Below are 22,116 nucleotides of genomic sequence, written 5' to 3'. Positions count from 1 at the left end.
AAAGCCAAATAAGACATCGACCGAATGGCCGATGTCTTTAGGGCTATTGTTAATCTTGTGGTTCTTGCTGTTCAACCAGTGGTTGGAAAGTAATTGAAGAAGTTTCACCTGACTGTGTCAGTGTCAACGTGCCCTTACCTTCAGAGTAGAGTGTGTTGATTTGCACTGAACCGTTATCCAGTGATAAGCCATCCAACACAATCTTTTGGTCAACACTGCTATCACCGTTCAGGTCGAGATTCAGAACGAGTGACTTATTGCCGTCTTCTCCGACTTCCTCAAACGAAACGATCTTACTGATATCAACAGCATCACCGCTTTCTTTGACGAGAAGGTCGGTCAAATGTAGTTTGTCTTCTGACGTGTTGAAGTCTTTAGCGGTATCAACCCACAGTTCTCCTGCGACCGAATCTGCACTTCCCCAGACAAAAACATCTTCGCCAGCACCACCGATTAGCGTGTCATTACCTGCATCGCCGCGGAGCCAGTCATTGCCTGTGCCTCCATCTAAGATGTCATCGCCGGAGCCGCCTCTCAAAGCGTCGCTACCAGAGCCACCAAACAACCGATCTTCGCCTGTACCACCAGAGATGATGTCCGTTCCATCTTCACCAAAAATGGTATCGTTGCCTTTACCACCTTGTGCGACATCCGCCCATGCTTGGTACGATGCGTTTAACGTACCATCTTCCAGCTCCGCTGAGCTTGAGGATAGTGTGAAAAGCTCGGACTCTGAAGCTGCGACAAAACCAAGCATTTCCTCTTCGCTATATCCGGCGTTATCGCCGCTGTCGCCAAGATAAATCCAATCATCGCCCGCGCCACCTTCAACATGGTCATTGCCACCATAGGTGTAAATAGCATCGCTGGAATTTGAAACAAATTGCTCGCCCTCTGGCAGTTTATCCAGAGCAGGGTTGGTCAGTCCGGTTACGCCATTGAGTTGGTCCACTGAAATTAGCCCTGGGCTGGCGCCGTCAAAGATAACGTGGCCATTGACTTTGATTGGTGAACCACTTCCTGTGTCAATCATATCTATGTTTCCATAGCCAGAGTGCAGCTTGACCGTGTCGTTGGAATCACCCGTTTCAATCTTATTGCTGGTGCCTGCAGGGACAATCGTCACCGTAACATCATCGGTATCATTGTCTCTGTCACTGGCCACCACTTTGAAGTTCAACTCCTCAGTAATTGGCGCAAGTTGTTCGAAACTCCAACTGCCAGAGGCGTCAAGCTGCAAATCGCCGACAACTATCGCCGCAGCGCCTGAGCCTAAGGTTACCTGCCAGTGAGTGTTTGAAACTTGTGAGAAGCTATAGATACTAGTGTTGCCTTCGATTGAGCCGAATTGAGTAATAGCAGGCGAAGCGCCCGCACCGTCAGCACCGTATTGAACATCGATTTGACCACTGGCGTGGGCGTAGATGCTCCCATCCTGCGTCATATCAACATCGACACCTTTAATAGTGAAATCACTGCCTTGGGTTGGAGTAATTCGGAACTCATCAAATCCTGTAGGTACATCAAAGTGCACATCGGCAGCTTGAGGACCATGGTAAGTTACGTCTCCTTTGTCGAAAGAGTATGACGCGACAGGTACCCCTTCTTTGTAGAAAGTCACAATGCCGAAGACAGGCTTACTGCCATGCATCAAGGCTGTGCTGTCATTGAGCTTGTAGAGTGAGAGCGACAAGTTGTATGCAACATCATCCTGAGCCAAAGAGCCAATAAGCGTTTCAGCTTCAGCAGAAGTAGATTGGATCTCGTGCTTGTTGTTTGTCCCCATCGAACTTGCAACCCCGAGACCTTGACCATTGTTCCAAGATGGTGTGACATCGTCTCCCGGTCCTTCAGCGCTAAAGCTGATGGTGGTCTTGCCGTTCAGGTCATAAACGTGGGTGCTGTCATCATAGTTTTGGAATACGTTAACAGTCCCATTTGTTTGTGCTTGAGTTAATTGAGCGGTCACTGTGGTTTGGGAGGCTGACACATCCACCATATCGTCATCAATGCTCACAGACAGTGAGGCATCGCCAGTGACGGTTACCTTACCTTCTAAGTCACCTGTTCCCTCCACCTCAATTTGGGGTTTCAACACGCCAAGTGTATCTTCGCCGCTATTTAGGTGAGCAACCGGTTTGTGAAGTACGACACTGTATGATGGTGCGGCAGAACCAACGCCTTGCGTCAGTGAAATGGTGAGAACGTTTCCTTCACTGGTAAAGCCAATCAGCGTTGTGTAGTCGTCGCCATTCGGCCCACCAAATTTCCATTGAATAGTCTCACCACCAGAGCTCAATTCAGTCAGAGAGCCGTCGCTCGTTGCAAAAACAGGCTCACCGTTTTCGACTTTAAAAGCGACGCGAAGGTTGTCAAAATCGTCAATGCCGCCAATGTTGATTTGTACGTTGTTGTCTGACGAAGACGGTTGCTCACCATCTTCAGGTCGTGCATTGGGCAGTGCCTCTTCGCTGACTTGTGCATCGCTCACAGTCACAGTCAACTCAGTTGGCTGGTCATCTTTTCCTTCGATGGTGATGGTGACTTTTGCTATATCCAGATCACCTTTGCTATCACGAATGGTGTAGTCAAATTGGAACTGTTCAGACTGACCTTCAACCAGATCGGCTTGATCGATGGCTTCAAACTTAAAGGTACCATCCGCTTTGATGTAAAGCGTACCCTCGTCGAACGTCACCCTCGCGAAACCATCGTCTCCAAACGTCAATGGTTGGCCGTTGATTTCGGTAACACTGAAGCTGTGCCCTTCTGGGTCGCCATCGTTCTGCAACAGTGAGCCTTGTACAGTTGTCGTTGAATCCAGCGTTTCTGTTTCAGCGACAGTGTATTTGGCCTGTTCGCTGTATACCGCCACAGAAGTGATGGTGAAGTCTGATGAATCACCACTGGTTTTGTTGGAATCGCTTTCATTGAGTCGAGGTAACGCTTCGAGAACGACGGTGTAAATGCCCGCAGCTTCAATGGTAATAATGCCTTCGCAACTGGTTTTGTCGCCGAAATTAAATTCACCTGTTGCTAGAACCTTGCCGTCTTTGTCATAGGCAGTCCACTTGGCCACTTCGTGATTTCCCTGGCCGTGCTCATTGTCAAACAAGCGTGCCACGCCAATTTCAAGTTTGTCGGCTGGGGTGGTCAGAACCAATTCTAACGCTTCCGAGGTGTTTGTGCCGTGGTCATATTCAACCTGATAGCTCACATCGCCAGCATTCCCTTCACGGGCTTCATCTGCAACGCCGATTCCGTGCTTGTCGTGAACGTGTTCTGAGTTTTCAGTGACCAAATCGCCTTGTGGAACACGCTTGCCATCTTCACCGATTTTGACCGCGTTGATAGTCAGGATGCCGTTACCATCAAGGTTCTGCCACCCGTCTTCGCTCGACGTTTCAAACAAAAGCCCACTGCCGTCATCATTTGCGTTTACTTCATTGACGTAGATGTGAATGTTGGCAACGTTAGAATCATTTGCACCATCTGTATTCTGGTATTGAATCTTGACGGGGCCGTTATATTCCTCATTCGGAATAAAGCGGATGCCAACGATTTCTTCCTTACCTTCAATTACTTTTGTGATGAAAGAGAGTTTGCCCACGGATTCTGGATTGTCTGCATCAATCTTAAAACTGTTGATGATTGCAGATAAGTCATCGTTATCTGTGTCAAAATCGTTATCTAGAATGCCTTTTTTGTCTTCGGTGAAGAAAAGTATTTCAACGACATTTTCTGGGTGTTTATCATTATTTACCCAGTATGGCTGAGGGCCACTGACTTCGATATTGTCGATGTATGCACCAAAGGTGTCACTGCTAGTGGTTTCATCATCATTGGTAAAGGCGAGCTTAATTTCCGCATCATCCTGCGCTTGATAGGTCACCGAGATCGTTGTCCAGCCGTTACCCGCATCGGTACTAGAGAGTGCAGGCGCGTCATCTTGGAGTGCATCAAAAGAAATGCCGCAATTTTCACTAACGATAACTTTGTAGCTGTACTCCCCAAAGGTGAAAAGCATGTCGCTATCATCTTCGTGGTTAGGACGCGGTTTGAAATCGAAGGAGAGCGTATAGTTCTGGCCTGCGATAACACCGTCGCCCGCATCGAGAACGCGACTGATCTCGACAGACGTTACCGCGCCATGGCTATCAAACTCTGCGTGGCTGTTTCCATCTGAGGCAGTACTGCCACCAACGTTGCCAGTCTGAATTTCGAGCCCATTTGTAATGTTCCAGCCGTTGAACTCATCAACCACTACCCAACCTTTGGAGCCATTTTCTATTTCGAACGATTCTTGGAACAGAATGTTTGAATCTTTGTAGTCATCGACGGCAACTGGTGGGTTGTCGTTATCGATGATGTTGTTGGTCACATTGTCATTTGAAGTCACTTCTTCATAGGTGTTGGTGATGTTACCGGAGACATTACCCAGTGTGATGGTGACGGTTTCGCCGTTGTCAGCGAAGTGGTCATCCACCGCAGAGACCTCAAACACTTGGCCCAGGCTCACGGTCTGGTTCTTCATGCCTTGGGTGGTGACATCGGTGTTGTTGCTCGCTGCGCTGTCGTCACTTTCTTCGACAGTGACCGTTACCTGACCTTTGTTTTTATTGAGCAATGTTACCGAACCATCAGCGCTGAAGGTGGCGAGGATAGTGCCGTTGGCATCCACTGGCAGTGCCATGTACTGGATAGTGTCGCCATTTGCATCACCTTCGGTCAGGGTGCCGTTTTCTGCAGGCACAATGCTGCCGTCAGCGTTGACCACAAACAGTTTGACGGTGACGGTATCCTCGTCGCCGTAGTTACCGTCGCCTTCATCGTTGACGGTGGTGGTGACGGAGCCGTCAGCGGTGACCTTCTCGTAGGTGCCTTCCAGGTCGGTCTTCTGCTCATCGGTCAGGGAGACAGAAACCTCAAAGGACTCAGAGCCCTCGTTGAAGTGGTCATCGAGGGTCTCAGCGGTGATCTTGTCGCCGAGGTTGACGGTGATGGCGGTACCGCTCTGGGTGTAATCCTTGCTGCCGTCCGCGTTGGTGAGGGCACCAAAGTTGATGGTCACCTCGCCGGTGGCACCGGCAATGATGTCACCGTTGCTGTCGACCAGCTGCGCCACGTAGTAGACGTCGCCGCCTTCTTCGGTGCTGTTGGCTTCCAGTGGCACGCCATCCTTATAGATGATCATGCCGTTATCATCCGCCGCAAATAGCTTGACGGTGACGGTGTCACTGTCATCCACCACGGTGTTGTTGACGGTGCCTTCGAACGTCACGTCTTCAAAGCTGTTGTCAGTGACGCTGTCGATGGTCACGGACAGGTCGTCATGGCCCTGGGTGTAGGCATCATCGCCGCGGACGGTGAACTCGCCGGTGCCCGAAGAGGCATCCTTAGGTATCTCAATGGTGACGCCGTTGCTCAGGGTAACGGTGATGGCTTCCTTGGCCGGGCTGGAGAGCTCGACCTTGTACTCAATCTTGCCGCCTTCGGTGATGTTGTCGCCGTTGGTCGTTGAGCTCAGGGTGAAGGTGGTCGGGTCACTGTCATCCACCACGGTGTTGTTGACGGTGCCTTCGAACGTCACGTCTTCAAAGCTGTTGTCAGTGACGCTGTCGATGGTCACGGACAGGTCGTCATGGCCCTGGGTGTAGGCATCATCGCCGCGGACGGTGAACTCGCCGGTGCCCGAAGAGGCATCCTTAGGTATCTCAATGGTGACGCCGTTGCTCAGGGTAACGGTGATGGCTTCCTTGGCCGGGCTGGAGAGCTCGACCTTGTACTCAATCTTGCCGCCTTCGGTGATGTTGTCGCCGTTGGTCGTTGAGCTCAGGGTGAAGGTGGTCGGGTCACTGTCATCCACCACGGTGTTGTTGACGGTGCCTTCGAACGTCACGTCTTCAAAGCTGTTGTCAGTGACGCTGTCGATGGTCACGGACAGGTCGTCATGGCCCTGGGTGTAGGCATCATCGCCGCGGACGGTGAACTCGCCGGTGCCCGAAGAGGCATCCTTAGGTATCTCAATGGTGACGCCGTTGCTCAGGGTAACGGTGATGGCTTCCTTGGCCGGGCTGGAGAGCTCGACCTTGTACTCAATCTTGCCGCCTTCGGTGATGTTGTCGCCGTTGGTCGTTGAGCTCAGGGTGAAGGTGGTCGGGTCACTGTCATCCACCACGGTGTTGTTGACGGTGCCTTCGAACGTCACGTCTTCAAAGCTGTTGTCAGTGACGCTGTCGATGGTCACGGACAGGTCGTCATGGCCCTGGGTGTAGGCATCATCGCCGCGGACGGTGAACTCGCCGGTGCCCGAAGAGGCATCCTTAGGTATCTCAATGGTGACGCCGTTGCTCAGGGTAACGGTGATGGCTTCCTTGGCCGGGCTGGAGAGCTCGACCTTGTACTCAATCTTGCCGCCTTCGGTGATGTTGTCGCCGTTGGTCGTTGAGCTCAGGGTGAAGGTGGTCGGGTCACTGTCATCCACCACGGTGTTGTTGACGGTGCCTTCGAACGTCACGTCTTCAAAGCTGTTGTCAGTGACGCTGTCGATGGTCACGGACAGGTCGTCATGGCCCTGGGTGTAGGCATCATCGCCGCGGACGGTGAACTCGCCGGTGCCCGAAGAGGCATCCTTAGGTATCTCAATGGTGACGCCGTTGCTCAGGGTAACGGTGATGGCTTCCTTGGCCGGGCTGGAGAGCTCGACCTTGTACTCAATCTTGCCGCCTTCGGTGATGTTGTCGCCGTTGGTCGTTGAGCTCAGGGTGAAGGTGGTCGGGTCACTGTCATCCACCACGGTGTTGTTGACGGTGCCTTCGGCGACAGTATCTCGCAGTTCCTGCCTTGTAGCAAAACCTCTTCCTACGGCTTCCGTATCAAACCCTGCCTGGGCGATGGTTTCATCACCCGTGCGGCCAATAGATTGGAATCCCCATGAGCCAGCGCCAGATGCAGCGTTTCCACCGGCAGCAGTGGCTTCTAATACTTCTGTCGGGTCAGCGCCGCCTTCAATCAATGCCTGAATAGCCGCGATTTCATCGTCGATGGGTGTGTCGAAAATATCTTGCGCAGGAGAGTCTTGTTCACCGACTGGCAGCAGGCTTCCATCTTCGAGTGACAGAAGTGCGTTGGCACCTTCAGGAAGAAAAATTTCAGTGCCGGCGTTAAGAGCTAAAGTGTCAGTGATAGGAACATCTTTCCCGTTCACTTTAACGAATACATTGCCGTTTGCTGAAATGACTTTTGCAGCCTGAGTGGTGACGATCGAATCCATGAATATCTTCCTGCGAAAGGTAAAATAAATGCCATGCGCATCAGATTGATGCAGATATACCTCCCACAATACTATGCAATCGAGTTCACTATGAAGTTTGATGTTAAATAAAATTGCCAAAAAAGTGACGCAAATTGTAATTTTGCTATATTTCTCAACACTAAAGATCTGAACTAAGATCAATATTTTATTGCTTCTTGATGAGATACTGTTCGAAAAGTGACCGAGGGTGATGGGGTGATGTACCATTATTTAGACATTGGCAATGTTCCAAACGGGCACTTATTTTTCTTGGGAAATTTTCTTCTGGAGTGATGGAATAAGGTTTTTTCCGCCTGACGTTGAGTCTCAACCTGAGATCGTACAAAATACCCGCCGATCTGAATTCATCTATACTGCGTGCGGCCTTCCCTTTTTAACCGTACGCTGTTTAACGCGGAATAGCTTAAGCATGTCAAACTCTCCATTTCAGCAAGAAGTCGGCAAACGTCGTACGTTTGCGATTATCTCGCACCCGGATGCCGGTAAAACCACCATCACTGAAAAAGTGTTGTTATTTGGACGCGCGATCCAGACAGCCGGTACGGTGAAAGGCCGTGGCTCTAACCAGCATGCGAAGTCTGACTGGATGGAGATGGAAAAAGAGCGTGGTATCTCGGTCACTACGTCGGTCATGCAGTTCCCTTATAACGACTGTCTGGTGAACCTGCTCGATACCCCTGGGCATGAAGACTTCTCCGAGGATACTTACCGTACCCTGACAGCCGTTGACTCTTGTCTGATGGTGATTGATGCGGCGAAAGGTGTTGAAGATCGCACCCGAAAGCTGATGGAAGTTACCCGTTTACGTGACACGCCCATCATCACGTTTATGAACAAACTTGACCGTGACATCCGTGACCCGATGGAGTTGATGGATGAAGTGGAAAGTGAGCTGAATATCGCGTGTGCGCCGGTATCATGGCCAATTGGTTGTGGTAAAGCGTTTAAAGGTGTTTACCACATTCACCGCGATGAAACGATCCTGTACCAAACTGGTCAGGGCCACACCATTCAGGAGTCCCGCATCATCAAAGGTCTCGATAACCCGGAGCTGGATGAAGCGGTGGGCGAAAGCTTGGCAGAGCAATTGCGTGAAGAGCTGGAGTTGGTGCTGGGTGCATCGCACGAGTTCGATCAGGAACTGTTCCTGAAAGGCGAGCTGACACCGGTATTCTTTGGTACTGCGCTGGGTAACTTCGGTGTTGATCATATGCTGGATGGCTTGACCGAGTGGGCACCCGCCCCACTGGCGCGTCAGGCTCATGAGCGCGAAGTGGAAGCGTGTGAAGAGAAATTCTCTGGCTTCGTATTCAAAATCCAGGCAAACATGGATCCGAAACACCGTGACCGTATTGCCTTTATGCGTATTGTGTCGGGCAAATACAGCCAGGGTATGAAGATGAAGCATGTCCGTATCGGTAAGACGGTATCGATTTCTGATGCGGTAACCTTCATGGCGGGTGACCGCTCACGTGCAGCAGAAGCCTATGCCGGTGATATCATTGGTCTGCATAACCACGGCACTATCCAGATTGGTGATACCTTCACTCAGGGTGAAGATCTGAAATTCTCGGGCATTCCGAACTTTGCCCCTGAACTGTTCCGCCGTATTCGCCTGCGTGATCCGCTGAAACAGAAACAACTGCTGAAAGGGCTGGTACAGCTGTCTGAAGAAGGTGCGGTGCAGGTGTTCCGCCCAATGACCTCCAATGACCTGATTGTAGGTGCGGTGGGTGTGCTGCAGTTTGACGTAGTGGTTGCGCGCCTGAAGTCGGAATACAACGTTGAGGCGATTTATGAGCCTGTCAACGTGGCAACGGCGCGCTGGGTGGAATGTGGTGATGCGAAGAAGCTGGATGAATTCCAGCGTAAGAACCAGACCAATCTGGCGCTGGATGGTGGCGATAACCTCACTTACATCGCGCCGACTATGGTCAACCTGAGCCTGACCCAAGAACGCCATCCGGATGTAATCTTCCGCGCAACGCGCGAGCACTGATAACTGCAAGGTGATAAAGAAAGCCGTCTTTCGGGACGGCTTTCTTGTATTCTCTGTAGAGAGGCTAAGCTCAGGCATTAATACTATGATTGATACCCATTGCCATTTTGATTTCCCACCGTTCTCCGATGATCCGGCCTACTGGGTTCAGCGATCAAAGGATACCGGTATCCAGCACCTTATCGTGCCTGCGGTAGCAAGGGAAAACTGGGGCAGGGTGGCAACATTGGCAGCGTCATTTCCAGAGGTGTTTTATGCGGTCGGGTTGCACCCTGTCTGGATGGCGTCGCATCACGAAGATGATATTGAAAAGCTGGATGCGTTTTTGTCTGAATCGCCTAAAGGTTGTGTGGCCATCGGGGAGTGTGGCCTGGATTTTGCCATAGAGAATGCCGATCCAGAGCGCCAGACGTGGTTTTTAACCGAGCAGCTCAAGCTGGCTGAAAAGTACCAGTTACCGGTAATTCTGCATTGCCGGAAAGCTCACAATGAACTGCTGCAAATCCTGAATCGGTTTTCTGGTGTAAAAGGGGTGTTACACGCATTCAGTGGCAGTGAACAGATAGGGCTCAGCTATATCCGGCGGGGCTTTTTGCTGGGTATCGGGGGCACTATTACTTATGAGCGGGCGAACAAAACACGGAATGCAGTGAAAAACTTCCCCCTGAATGCATTGGTGTTAGAAACAGATGCGCCGGATATGCCTGTTTTTGGCTATCAGGGAGAGCCTAATTTGCCGGAAAGAATGCTACTTATTGCACAAACACTGGCTCATCTCAAACATCTGCCTGTCGAAGAAATTATTCACGTAACATCACAAAACTCGACAAGATATTTTGTCTTAGATGCTGATTATGCAGCGCTTGACTGAACGGTTTTGTCGTGCATAGGTCACAAAAATAGACCATTGTCACCTTTTTGAGTGAATTACACCGAATTTTTCACATTAAGTGTGATTGATGCATTCCTTCGCAACCTGTCCCATGCGTATAATCGCCGCCGGAATAACACTCCCAATTTGTCGAGACGCCAAGACTTTTTTAGGAACCCCTTTTATGAGCCTGATTATGAGCATTGTAGGGATGGTTGTGCTGCTGGGTATCGCAGTGCTGCTATCTGACAACCGCAAAGCGATAAACCTGCGCACCGTTGGCGGTGCGTTTGTCATCCAGTTTGTTCTGGGTGGTTTCATCCTGTTTGTACCCGCAGGTCAAGCTATTCTTAATGGCATGTCAAACGCGGTACAGAACGTCATTAACTATGGTAAAGACGGTATCGGCTTCCTGTTCGGTAGCCTGGTGAACTTTTCTGTTGAAGGTATCGGTTTTATCTTCGCGTTTCAGGTTCTGCCTACCGTTGTGTTCTTCTCTGCGCTGATCAGCGTGCTGTACTACCTGGGTATCATGCAGTTTGTTATCCGTATTCTGGGTGGTGCACTGCGTAAAGTGCTGGGTACCTCTCACGCAGAATCCATGTCTGCAACGGCAAACATCTTCGTTGGTCAGACTGAAGCGCCGCTGGTTGTACGCCCCTATGTGCCTAAAATGACCCAGTCAGAGCTGTTTGCAGTGATGTGTGGTGGTCTGGCATCGGTAGCAGGTGGGGTACTGGCAGGTTACGCTGCGATGGGGGTTCCTCTGGAATACCTGATTGCTGCATCGTTCATGGCGGCACCGGGTGGTCTGCTGTTCGCAAAAATCATCAAGCCAGAAACCGAAGAGCCAATCGATCAATTCGGTAAAGATGTCGATGATGAAGAAGAAGACAAGCCAGCAAACGTTATTGACGCAGCAGCGGGCGGTGCATCTTCCGGTATGCAACTGGCACTGAACATAGGTGCAATGCTGCTGGCATTTATCGGTTTGATTGCACTGATCAACGGCATGCTGTCTGGCATCGGTGGCTGGTTTGGCATCGAAGGCCTGACACTGGAGTGGTTGTTAGGGAAAGCGTTTGCGCCGCTGGCATTCTTGATCGGTGTGCCATGGGCTGAAGCGGATCTGGCGGGTTCTTTCATTGGTCAAAAGCTGGTAGTGAATGAATTTGTTGCCTACCTGAACTTCGTACCTTATGTGGGTGATGCACCGCAAGCTGTTGCCGCAACAGGCGAGGTGATGAGTGACAAGACGGTCGCAATCATCTCATTTGCACTGTGCGGTTTTGCTAACCTGTCATCTATTGCAATCTTGCTGGGTGGCCTGGGCAGCATCGCACCAACCCGTCGTCACGATATTGCGCGCTTTGGTGTGAAAGCCGTGTGTGCAGGTACCCTGTCTAACCTGATGAGTGCAACCATCGCGGGCTTCTTCCTGACATTGGCTGCGATGTAAGCATCTGGTAATCCCTGTTGAGAAACCGCCTCCCTGTGAGGCGGTTTTTTCGTTTGGATCTTGCGCTTTCACGGTAGGTAGTAATGTGGTTTCAACATAAATAGTTAACATCTGGCTTGCCTCAGGGAAGATTGATAAAATTGGTGAACACTGTCAAAGTTTCAGTAGTGGTCTTTCACTAATTTCACTACTGTTTCACAGGCAGCGGAAAGTGAAACGTCATGCCTGAAGGGTAAAACACGCACTCCCGTCAGGTGAACACCCAAAAGGGTGTGCGGCCAACAAGGAATGTTGATTGGTGCTGACAACACAAAGCGCCAAACTTCAAGGAGCCAAGTCCGCTCATCAGGTTATGTCGAGCAATGCTTCACATAGTCTGTTACTTGGTTTTGAATATTTACGACTGGAGAAAGTCATGAGCGATCTAAAAGCAGCAGCGCTTCGTGCCCTGAAACTAATGGATTTGACCACCCTGAATGACGACGACACAGACGCGAAAGTGATCGCACTGTGTAAGAGCGCGAAAACCCCAGTAGGTAACACTGCTGCTATCTGCATCTACCCACGCTTTATCCCTGTTGCGAAGAAACAGCTTCGTGAACAAGGCACACCTGACATCAAAATTGCAACTGTCACCAACTTCCCACACGGTAACGACGACATCGATATCGCTGTGGCTGAAACCAAGGCGGCAGTGGCATACGGCGCGGACGAAGTGGATGTGGTTTTCCCATACCGCACCCTGATCGCCGGCGATGAGAAAACCGGTTTTGAGCTGGTGAAACAGTGTAAAGCTGCGTGCGGCGACGTTTTGCTTAAAGTGATCATCGAAACCGGTGAGCTGAAAGACGCAGCACTGATCAAACGCGCATCTGAAATCTCTATCGAAGCGGGCGCAGATTTTATCAAGACCTCTACCGGTAAAGTGCCAGTCAACGCGACCCCAGAAGCCGCAGAAATCATGCTGACCGTTATCAAAGAAATGGGCGTTGCAGACAAGGTTGGTTTCAAACCGGCTGGCGGCGTGCGCACGGCAGAAGATGCAGCAGCGTACCTGGCGATGGCAGACCGTATTCTGGGTAGCGACTGGGCAGACAGCGCACACTACCGTTTTGGCGCATCAAGCCTGCTGGCGAACCTGCTTCACACGCTGGGTGAAGGCGAAAAAGCGGCGGAAGGCGGCTACTAAGCACTTTCCTTGGGGAGCTGACTGTTCTGGCTCCCCCTGTTTTTGATATCCAGTTTGTGAGGTCGACTATGTACCTTCCCCAGGAAATCATCAGAAAGAAGCGTGACAACATTGCGCTGACGTCTGAAGAAATTAACTTTTTTATCCAGGGCATCGCGAAAGAAACGGTTTCTGAAGGACAGATTGCCGCATTTGCCATGGCAGTGTACTTCAATGACATGACCATGGATGAGCGTGTCGCACTGACCTGTGCAATGCGTGATTCAGGCATGGTGATTGACTGGTCACACATGCATTTTGATGGTCCTATCGTCGATAAACACAGCACCGGCGGTGTGGGCGATGTGACGTCCCTGATGCTTGGGCCAATGGTCGCCGCATGCGGGGGTTACGTACCCATGATTTCAGGCCGCGGTCTGGGTCATACCGGCGGTACGCTGGATAAACTGGAAGCGATTCCGGGTTATAACATTACGCCGAGCAATGACGTTTTCGGCAAGGTGACCAAAGAGGCGGGGGTGGCTATTATCGGCCAGACCGGTGATCTGGCTCCGGCGGACAAGCGCGTATACGCGACCCGTGATGTGACTGCGACCGTCGACAATATTTCCCTGATCACCGCCTCCATCCTGTCGAAGAAACTGGCTGCAGGTCTGGAATCGCTGGTGATGGACGTAAAAGTCGGCTCCGGTGCCTTTATGCCGACGTACGAAAAATCCGAAGAACTGGCGAAAACCATCGTTGCTGTGGCGAACGGCGCAGGCACCCGAACCAGTTCACTGTTGACTGACATGAACCAGGTGCTGGCATCAAGCGCGGGTAACGCACTTGAGGTGAAAGAAGCTGTACAGTTCCTGACAGGCGAATACCGTAACCCTCGCTTGTATACTGTCACTATGGCGCTTTGCGCAGAAATGCTGACCATCAGTGGCCTGGCGAAAGACAAAGACGAAGCCATGAACAAACTGCAAACCGTGCTGGATAACGGCAAGGCGGCAGAGTGTTTCGGCAAGATGGTAGCAGGCCTGGGCGGTCCGCTCGATTTCGTTGAGAACTATCGTCAATATCTGGCAACAGCAAACGTGGTGAAACCTGTGTTTGCCAGCCGAGCGGGGTTTGTCTCCGCGATGGACACCCGTGCGATAGGCATGGCCGTCGTTGGCCTTGGTGGTGGACGCCGTGTTGCCAGCGATATCATTGATTATTCCGTGGGTGTTAGCGATGTTATCCGTTTTGGGATGCATGTTGACAGTACCACGCCGTTGGCAGTAGTCCATGCCAAGGATGAAGCAGCATGGCAACAGGCTGCAGCAGAACTTCATGCTGCGATGCGCATTGAGGATGAAGCACCACAGGCTACCCCTGACGTGTATCGTCAGATTGGCCCACAAGACGTCTAAGGAGACGATCATGAAACGCGCGATTATTTTGGTACTGGATTCTTTTGGGATCGGTGCCACCGAAGATGCCCACAAATTTGGTGATGTGGGCGCCAATACCCTGGGCTCCATTGCGAAAGCATGTGCGGCAGGCCATGCAAACAATGACGATCGTCAGGGGCCTCTGACGCTGCCTAATCTTAATGCGCTGGGTCTGGGGAAAGCATGTGAAGAGTCATCTGGCTACTTCCCGGAAGGGCTGGATCCAAACGCTGAAATCATCGGTGCCTACGGCCATGCAGCTGAGCTTTCTTCCGGTAAAGACACCCCTTCCGGCCACTGGGAAATTGCCGGTGTGCCTGTGCTGTTTGACTGGGGTTATTTCACCGACAAAGAAAACAGCTTCCCGAAAGAATTGACAGATCGCATCCTGGCGCGTGCCGGTTTGCCGGGCTTTTTAGGTAACTGTCATGCATCAGGTACCCAGATCCTTGACGATCTGGGTGAAGAGCACATGAAGACGGGCCTGCCAATTTTCTATACCTCAGCAGACTCGGTATTCCAGATTGCCTGTCACGAAGAAACCTTCGGTCTGGATCGCCTGCTAGAGCTTTGCCAGATTGCCCGTGAAGAGCTGGAAGACTACAACATCGGCCGTGTGATTGCGCGTCCGTTTATCGGTCCGGGTAAAGGCCAGTTTGAGCGTACCGGCAACCGCCGTGACCTGTCTGTCGAGCCACCTTCAGCGACCGTGCTGCAAAAGCTGGTTGACGAAAAAGGCGGGGATGTGGTGTCTATCGGTAAGATTGCCGATATTTACGCACATTGCGGCATCACCAAGAAGGTGAAAGCAACCGGTCTGGAAGCCCTGTTTGATGCCACGAAAGCGGCCATTCAGGAAGAGGGTGACAACCAAATCATCTTTACCAACTTCGTTGATTTCGACTCACAGTATGGCCACCGTCGCAACGTGGCAGGTTATGCGGCTGCACTCGAGTATTTCGACAAGCGTTTACCTGAGATCATCGAGATGTTGCGTGAAGACGATATCCTGATCCTGACGGCAGACCACGGCTGTGACCCAACCTGGACAGGTACCGATCACACCCGTGAGCACATTCCTGTGCTGGTGTATGGTAAGCAGGTAAAAGCAGGCTCACTGGGCCGCCGTGATACCTTCGCCGACATTGGCCAGTCTCTGGCGGCGTACTTCGGTACGTCTGATATGGAATACGGAAAGTCTTTCCTGTAATTCCCACATTAGATTCCGGTCGCAGCCCGATGGGCAACCCCGGAGGTTGCGGTCAGATAAGCATCGGTTACGGCCGAGATTTGATCAAAAGGAAATAAAAAATGGCAACTCCACATATCAATGCCGAAATGGGTGATTTTGCAGATGTAGTTCTGATGCCAGGCGATCCGCTGCGCGCAAAATACATTGCAGAAACCTTCCTGGAAGACGTAAAGCAAGTTTGTGATGTTCGCAACATGTTCGGCTTCACCGGTACCTATAAAGGCCGCAAGATCTCTGTGATGGGCCACGGTATGGGTATCCCGTCTTGCTCAATCTACGCGACTGAGCTGATCAAAGACTTCGGCGTGAAGAAAATCATCCGCGTGGGTAGCTGCGGTGCAGTACGTGAAGACGTAAAACTGCGTGAAGTGATCATCGGTGTTGGCGCGTCGACAGATGCGAAAATCAACCGTACCCGTTTTGGTGGTCACGATTTTGCCGCGATTGCAGACTTCGACATGACCCGCAACGCGGTAGATGCAGCGAAAGCAAAAGGTATCAACGTACGTGTGGGTAACATCTTCTCAGCAGACCTGTTCTACTCACCAGAACCAGAATTCTTCGACACCATGGCGAAGTACGGCATCCTGGGTGTGGAAATGGAAGCCGCAGGTATCTACGGTGTGGCAGCGGAATACGGCGCGAAAGCACTGACTATCTGTACCGTGTCTGACCACATCAAGACTGGCGAGCAAACCACCTCTGACGAGCGTCAAACCACGTTCAACGAGATGATTGAAATTGCACTGGAATCTGTTCTGCTGGGCGACGCAGAAGAAGCGTAAGGCCTGCTGACAGACAGCAATGAAAAAGGATGGCTTTGGCCATCCTTTTTGCATTCTGGGGAAAATTTCTTCTAGGACCTAGGACCTAGGACCTAGGACCTAGGTCCGCTCGTCGCTCTGCTAGTCGTTACTCTTCAACAGAAACGTCGAGCGCCATAAATCGCGGCGGTTGGCGAAAGTGAAGATCAACAGGGCGCCGGTGGCGATGGCCACCAGTATCATCGCACGCACCAGATTAATGCTTTGCTCAAGGCGGTTTGAGGCAGCCTTGATCACTTCCCCATGTTCCAGCGTGATCCGGATAAAGCCGGATATATTGCCGTTTTCGGCAATAGGCTCCACCAGTTGCTGGCGGCCAATGCTGGCGACCGATAGTGGGGTATTCAATCCAGTCAGCTCTTCCAGTGGCATCGCACTAAGCGAGCTTGCTACCCGTTTCCCCTTGATATCATAAACCGCTGCATCCAGGATCAATGGCTCGCTTTGCAAGTGGTTGACTAACGTCTGGAGTGACGCTACATCGTCACTGACAAGTGCCGTGTGCGCTGTTGCCGCAGCCTGACGGAGAATGACACGAGACAGTGATTCTGTCTGGTCATAAAGCATTTTGTAATTGCGGTTATTTAATTGATTACTGTACATAAACAGCATCATTACTGTGGAAAAACAGGCGACCACAACAATGAATTGCCAAAGCCTTTTTAGGCGTTTTCTATTTATTTGCAGCATAAACTGTCCAAGCTAAGGCGGTATCTAACGTGTTACCACAACAAATAAAGAGTAGGGCGCTACACGCTCCGGCTCAGTTTGCGGTTCTGACTGGAAAAAAGCAAGCTACCGCTGTGCTGTGATCACTGGCACTCTTTGTTATAGTAAGGCTATCTCTTAAAAAGGACTTTATGCAATGAGTGCATTATCTGCTTATCCGATCAAAAAGCACGTTAAATTGTTGAACCGATTCCCCACTATCCGGGATTTTCGCCCTTCCGATTGCCGCTTGGCAGGATGGATCCTGTATGGCCACTCTATCAGCCCTGGTGCACTGGAAGATCTTTCGTTTTTCCTTGGCGAAGACGTATTACCGCTGACAGGCTGGACAGTCGGTCCTTATGACGTATTGCTGATGCGCGGCCCATTGACGCCGGAGGTGGTGCAACTTTGTGATGCGCTGGCACTGGATTGTGCCGGACTTGATAACATTCCTAACCTGTATGAGCCGGGACTGGCGCTGTTTGATATGGACTCGACCGCTATCCAGATTGAGTGTATTGATGAAATCGCCAAGCTGGCTGGTGTCGGCGAGCAAGTCGCGGAAGTGACAGAGCGGGCAATGCGCGGGGAGCTCGACTTTGAAGAGAGCCTGCGCCAGCGCGTGGCGACACTCAAAGGCACCGATGTTTCTGTGCTTGAACAGGTGCGTGACACCCTTCCTTATATGCCGGGCATGAAACCGCTGACGGCTTCACTGCAAGCCCGTGGCTGGAAAGTCGCTATTGCCTCCGGTGGCTTTACCTGGTTTTCGGACAAGCTGAAACAAGACCTGTCACTCACCTATGCGGAATCTAACCAACTGGTTATCGAAAACGGCAAGTTGACAGGGGAAGTGGCGGGCAACGTGGTTGATGCCCAGCGTAAGGCGGATATTCTGGTCGATTTAGCAGAACGCTATGAACTGATGCCTGCCAATACCCTTGCGGTGGGGGACGGCGCGAACGATTTGGTGATGATGTCCGCAGCAGGCCTTGGTATTGCCTATCATGCTAAACCGAAAGTGCAGCAGGCGGCGCAGGTGGCTATCCGCCATGCGGATTTAGGGGGCGTACTTTGTGTGTTGTCGACGTCCTTGCTGCCTCAGCGCCTCGGATGGTAAGCACGTTTTGATGCAAGCCGGAGGGATGTCGTGAGACATCCTTTTTTATCTCCAGCGATGTGTTATCCGCCGATCTCCAGGCGGCGCAACACTTCATCGGTAATGTCGCTCATCTCGCCGTAGGCACAGAGTGCGGTGAATTCCACTTCAAGTTGCCGCGCCCGTTGTGTCGAAAGGCGCAGCAGTGGCTCCAACGTTTCTGGTGTCAGCCATTGGCTGCCGTTATCCAGAGGTTGTAGCCAGTTTCTTACGGCAAAAAACTTACCGCGTTTTCTCGCCTGAGAGATAAATATCTTACGTGCTTCCGGGGAATTGAAGCTTTCCAGTGGGCGGGAAGTTATGTCAACCATTGTTCCGTCAGTAAACGTCGCCGCAATATAGAACTCATGGCATATCTGTGTCTGGCGGTTGCGCTGACGGGTTACTGGGGTAGCGTATTTTGATAGATGCTCGCCAAGCACAGCGCCTAGCGACATCATGCCGGAACCTGCACTTTTTTGCAGAAGACGGCTTAACTCATTCCCCGGGAAGTTTGCACCAATGGCAGAGACGTGAAGTGTCTCGCCACGGCGGGTAAGAAAATAGGGGGTGGCTGACAGGCGTGTCAGCAGCATCTGGTGCATGGCATGCAGCAGCGGCGCATCCGGCAGGTGTTCATTGTCGAGCATCAGTTTGTGCTGGTTGTGTTCAATCAGCCTTTGCAGGTAATGACTGCGGTGTTTGCTGTACTTGTCGTCTAACAAGGCCAGTTTGATATTGACTCTGTCTTCACTGATCTGCACCACTTTGTAAGGCATTTTCCCCAACGGTGCCGCCGGATCGACGCGTTTCAGTGCGGTAAACGTCACCGACACTTCCTGGAGTTTGCTGCCGGTGAACGGCTTGTCGAGCTCGACATTGAGGCCTCGGGTGGAAAAGTCGATGGTTTGTCCTTGCAACTCTCCGGTCAGATGATGAAGAAGGGTAATTTTGGTCCGGTGTTGATAGCGTGGTTCTTTACGCTGTGGCGCCAACATTGATGGCATGGCCTCAATGGGTAAAATCGGGTCGCGTGGGTGCACAAACGGGTTGAGTTGTTTGGTAGAAAGCTTGGGTTTTACCGGGATACGGAAATCACCGTTTATCGACGACAGGGTTAGATCCTGGATGGTCGCGATATGGGTCATTTCATCAATTTGTTGAATGTGTGCCGGAGAGGTTTCCTGTAAGCGGCGTGCATCTTCCTCGCTGATCCTGGCCATGGTCACACGAAGCACGCGCCATGACGGACGTGAACTGCCCACATGCCAGAAAAGGTGACGCAGTTCTGTGCTCAGTTCTGTCGGACAGGCAGAAAAAAAGAAGATTTTCTCCCCTTGCTGATGGCTAAAGCAATACACCAGGGTTTCACAACTGGTCAGGCCATCCAGTGCAAGGTATTGCAAGCGCTTTTCAGAGAAAAGTTTGTCTATAACCGGTTGGTTACGTTCATCGTGCCAATAATCCCAAAGCGCCCGGTTCTGGTCGGTCAGCAGGCTGTATCTTAGCGTGTTACCGCAAAAAAACAGGGGCAGAGAAGGGGTCTGTTCCAGAAACACCTGCTCATACGCATGGGAGCGGGTTGTCAGGAACTTGTCTTCATTTTCAGTGCACGAGGCCAGATCGCTCGTCAGGGACTTAATCTCAATGGCCCTTTTTACTGCGTCCGTACTGCTCGTCAAACGCAGGCGAAGCCGCTGAAAGCTGTCGCCATGGAGATTCAGTTCAATCCCTACTACACGGTAATTCAGCCCGGTAAACAGCTCATGTAGTTGACACTCATCACCCAACTGTGGGAAATAGACCACCAGCATTGATCCGATTTCATAGTGGAAGGATGCAGGCAGTTTGATTTGCATGCCGGAGTTAGAGATATCAATCGTTGCGCCGTTGACCTCGGTGCCATCTGGCAAAAAGGCCTGGATACGGGTTGAAAGCTGGAGCCGGCTTTCACTGCGAGAGAGATAGTGACCAAAACGCAGCGGCACAACAGCAACGGTATTGGGTGACTCCAAAACCCGCATACCATTCTGGCGCTGGAGTTCGCGGTAGCTGTTTGGGGTGTTGTGGAGCTCTTCCCAAAGCCCCATTACCATCTTGCCTTGATAAATATCGACACGGCGGTGATACAGGTTGATGGCGACATCATCCATCCAATGATTGATGTCATGCAGGAAATAACGGCGGCATTCGCCTACCACTTTCCCCCTCAGATCGACCGGTTTACGGCAAGGGGACATCAGGCGACATACTTCCATTTTGATGATTAGACGTTCGGAAGCGTTTTTATTGGGGGTGAGTTTCGCCAGCACGGCATCAAAAGCTCCTTGCTCATACAGGGGGAGTAGCTGGTCAAACAACGCCTTGTCGTGGTCCTTCATCTCATTAAAGTCTGTTAGAATCTTGCCATCTTTAACGGCAAGCGGTGCCTACAGTTTACCCCTATTCCCTTCTGGGACGTGAAGTTATGCGCAAATTTGTGTGCAAGACACGTATGAATTGATAACAGGAGACGTCATGGCGAAGACAAAACGTGCTTACGTGTGCAACGACTGCGGAGCGGATTACCCACGTTGGCAGGGGCAATGTTCTGCCTGTGGTGCATGGAATACCATCACTGAAGTACGTTTGGCTGCGTCCCCTACAGTGGCTCGCACCGAAAAATACGCCGGTTATGCCGGGGCAACCGAGGCCAAGGTGCAGACGCTGGCGGCGATTGATCTGCAGGAAGTGCCGCGCTTTACCAGTGGTTTCAAAGAGCTTGACCGTGTGTTAGGCGGCGGCATTGTGCCTGGGGCGGCTATCCTGATTGGCGGTAACCCGGGGGCAGGTAAAAGTACGCTCTTACTGCAAACCATGTGCTGGCTTGCCAGCCAGATGCCGACGCTGTATGTCACCGGTGAGGAGTCGCTCCAACAGGTGGCAATGCGTGCCGAGCGTCTCGGGTTGCCGAAAGACAAGCTCAAGATGCTGTCTGAAACCAACGTTGAGACCATCTGTTCGATTGCACGTACTGAGCAGCCGAAAATCATGGTGATTGACTCGATTCAGGTGATGCATTGCGCCGACGTTGCCTCGGCGCCGGGCAGTGTGGCACAGGTGCGTGAATCGGCGGCAGCGCTGACCCGCTATGCCAAGCAGCACAATGTGGCGATCTTTATGGTGGGCCACGTGACCAAAGACGGCACCCTGGCAGGCCCGAAAGTCCTTGAGCACTGTATAGACTGCTCCATTTTGCTGGACGGTTCCAGTGACAGCCGTTTCCGTACCCTGCGCAGTCATAAAAACCGTTTTGGTGCAGTCAATGAACTGGGGGTGTTTGCGATGACAGGTCAGGGGTTACGTGAAGTGAGCAACCCTTCGGCAATTTTCCTCTCGCGGGGAGAGGAAGCCACCTCTGGCAGTTCAGTGATGGTGTTGTGGGAGGGAACCCGCCCGCTGTTGGTTGAGCTTCAGGCGCTGGTTGATTACAGCCAGCTTGCCAATCCGCGCCGTGTGGCTGTCGGTCTTGAACAAAACCGTCTGGCGCTGCTTTTGGCGGTATTGCACAAACATGGTGGGCTGCAAATGTCGGATCAGGATGTGTTCGTCAACGTGGTGGGTGGCGTGAAAGTCACGGAAACCAGTGCTGACCTTGCGCTTTTGCTGGCACTCATTTCAAGCTTTCGGGACCGTCCGTTGCCGCGTGATTTGGTGGTGTTTGGTGAGGTGGGCCTTGCCGGTGAAATCCGTCCGGTGCCCAGCGGTCAGGAAAGGTTGATGGAAGCGGCCAAGCACGGTTTTCAGCGCGCGGTGGTACCGATAGCGAACGCACCGAAAAAAGAGATGCCGGGCATGAAGGTATATGGCGTGAGCAAGCTTTCTGACGTGCTGACCGTGCTTGATGAAATGGACTAGCCCATAACAGCAAGCCAAACGGAAAAAGTGCCACGTCAGA

General features: G+C 51.7%; 12 protein-coding genes. 9 read left to right on the top strand and 3 right to left on the bottom strand.

The features are described from left to right. Positions 1 to 49 precede the first annotated feature (49 nt). The gene (locus tag VHA_RS09550) at positions 50 to 7,273 is read right to left on the bottom strand and encodes a retention module-containing protein (protein ID WP_005503843.1); all 7,224 of its coding nucleotides are present in this window, start codon (positions 7,271 to 7,273) and stop codon (positions 50 to 52) included. A 451-nt stretch (positions 7,274 to 7,724) separates the two neighbouring features. Between VHA_RS09550 and prfC the strand changes: the two genes are divergently transcribed. The 7 genes from prfC (at position 7,725) to deoD (ending at position 16,291) form a co-directional block, all read left to right on the top strand. Next, the gene (prfC, locus tag VHA_RS09545; RefSeq protein WP_005503841.1) at positions 7,725 to 9,314 is read left to right on the top strand and encodes a peptide chain release factor 3; all 1,590 of its coding nucleotides are present in this window, start codon (positions 7,725 to 7,727) and stop codon (positions 9,312 to 9,314) included. An 85-nt stretch (positions 9,315 to 9,399) separates the two neighbouring features. Continuing rightward, on the top strand, positions 9,400 to 10,185 hold the full coding sequence (locus VHA_RS09540) for a TatD family hydrolase (protein ID WP_005503840.1): 786 nt from the start codon (positions 9,400 to 9,402) through the stop codon (positions 10,183 to 10,185). A gap of 184 nt (positions 10,186 to 10,369) precedes the next feature. Continuing rightward, on the top strand, positions 10,370 to 11,644 hold the full coding sequence (locus VHA_RS09535; protein ID WP_005503838.1) for a NupC/NupG family nucleoside CNT transporter: 1,275 nt from the start codon (positions 10,370 to 10,372) through the stop codon (positions 11,642 to 11,644). Between the two features lie 415 nt (positions 11,645 to 12,059). Beyond that, positions 12,060 to 12,833, top strand: coding sequence for a deoxyribose-phosphate aldolase (gene deoC, locus VHA_RS09530; RefSeq protein ID WP_040528587.1), 774 nt, complete (start codon positions 12,060 to 12,062; stop codon positions 12,831 to 12,833). A 68-nt stretch (positions 12,834 to 12,901) separates the two neighbouring features. After that, complete coding sequence (gene deoA / locus VHA_RS09525) at positions 12,902 to 14,233, top strand: thymidine phosphorylase (RefSeq protein WP_005503836.1); 1,332 nt, start codon at positions 12,902 to 12,904, stop codon at positions 14,231 to 14,233. A gap of 10 nt (positions 14,234 to 14,243) precedes the next feature. Continuing rightward, positions 14,244 to 15,464 (top strand): phosphopentomutase, encoded by a 1,221-nt coding sequence (locus VHA_RS09520; RefSeq protein ID WP_005503835.1) that lies wholly within the window; start codon positions 14,244 to 14,246, stop codon positions 15,462 to 15,464. A 101-nt stretch (positions 15,465 to 15,565) separates the two neighbouring features. After that, positions 15,566 to 16,291 carry a purine-nucleoside phosphorylase gene (deoD, locus tag VHA_RS09515; protein WP_005503834.1) on the top strand — a complete coding sequence of 242 codons (726 nt, stop codon included), beginning with the start codon at positions 15,566 to 15,568 and terminating at the stop codon, positions 16,289 to 16,291. 120 nt (positions 16,292 to 16,411) lie between these two features. Here deoD and VHA_RS09510 read toward each other — a convergent pair whose 3' ends face one another. Continuing rightward, positions 16,412 to 17,020, bottom strand: coding sequence for a YtjB family periplasmic protein (locus VHA_RS09510; protein WP_005503833.1), 609 nt, complete (start codon positions 17,018 to 17,020; stop codon positions 16,412 to 16,414). Between the two features lie 175 nt (positions 17,021 to 17,195). Between VHA_RS09510 and serB the strand changes: the two genes are divergently transcribed. Continuing rightward, positions 17,196 to 18,161, top strand: coding sequence for a phosphoserine phosphatase (serB, locus tag VHA_RS09505; RefSeq protein WP_005503832.1), 966 nt, complete (start codon positions 17,196 to 17,198; stop codon positions 18,159 to 18,161). Between the two features lie 62 nt (positions 18,162 to 18,223). On the opposite strand, the gene VHA_RS09500 is transcribed toward serB, so the two are convergent. Further along, positions 18,224 to 20,560 (bottom strand): PilZ domain-containing protein, encoded by a 2,337-nt coding sequence (locus VHA_RS09500; RefSeq protein WP_040528586.1) that lies wholly within the window; start codon positions 20,558 to 20,560, stop codon positions 18,224 to 18,226. Positions 20,561 to 20,696: 136 nt separating this feature from the next. On the opposite strand from VHA_RS09500, the gene radA reads away from it, so the two are divergent. Continuing rightward, positions 20,697 to 22,076: a DNA repair protein RadA gene (radA, locus tag VHA_RS09495; RefSeq protein WP_005503829.1), complete on the top strand. Its 1,380-nt coding sequence runs from the start codon at positions 20,697 to 20,699 to the stop codon at positions 22,074 to 22,076. Positions 22,077 to 22,116 lie beyond the last annotated feature (40 nt).

Origin of the sequence: Grimontia hollisae CIP 101886, from assembly GCF_000176515.1 — a bacterium.
In the GTDB taxonomy this organism is placed as follows: Bacteria; Pseudomonadota; Gammaproteobacteria; order Enterobacterales; family Vibrionaceae; genus Enterovibrio; species Enterovibrio hollisae.
The sequence above is the reverse complement of the archived record's forward strand: the minus strand, read 5'-3'. Positions and strand labels throughout refer to the sequence as shown.

Coding starts and splice junctions, on each gene's coding strand:
- VHA_RS09550 (WP_005503843.1), bottom strand. CDS start 7,273: ATGGATTCGATCGTCACCACTCAGGCTGCAAAAGTCATTTCAGCAAAC.
- prfC (WP_005503841.1), top strand. CDS start 7,725: ATGTCAAACTCTCCATTTCAGCAAGAAGTCGGCAAACGTCGTACGTTT.
- VHA_RS09540 (WP_005503840.1), top strand. CDS start 9,400: ATGATTGATACCCATTGCCATTTTGATTTCCCACCGTTCTCCGATGAT.
- VHA_RS09535 (WP_005503838.1), top strand. CDS start 10,370: ATGAGCCTGATTATGAGCATTGTAGGGATGGTTGTGCTGCTGGGTATC.
- deoC (WP_040528587.1), top strand. CDS start 12,060: ATGAGCGATCTAAAAGCAGCAGCGCTTCGTGCCCTGAAACTAATGGAT.
- deoA (WP_005503836.1), top strand. CDS start 12,902: ATGTACCTTCCCCAGGAAATCATCAGAAAGAAGCGTGACAACATTGCG.
- VHA_RS09520 (WP_005503835.1), top strand. CDS start 14,244: ATGAAACGCGCGATTATTTTGGTACTGGATTCTTTTGGGATCGGTGCC.
- deoD (WP_005503834.1), top strand. CDS start 15,566: ATGGCAACTCCACATATCAATGCCGAAATGGGTGATTTTGCAGATGTA.
- VHA_RS09510 (WP_005503833.1), bottom strand. CDS start 17,020: ATGCTGCAAATAAATAGAAAACGCCTAAAAAGGCTTTGGCAATTCATT.
- serB (WP_005503832.1), top strand. CDS start 17,196: ATGAGTGCATTATCTGCTTATCCGATCAAAAAGCACGTTAAATTGTTG.
- VHA_RS09500 (WP_040528586.1), bottom strand. CDS start 20,560: ATGAAGGACCACGACAAGGCGTTGTTTGACCAGCTACTCCCCCTGTAT.
- radA (WP_005503829.1), top strand. CDS start 20,697: ATGGCGAAGACAAAACGTGCTTACGTGTGCAACGACTGCGGAGCGGAT.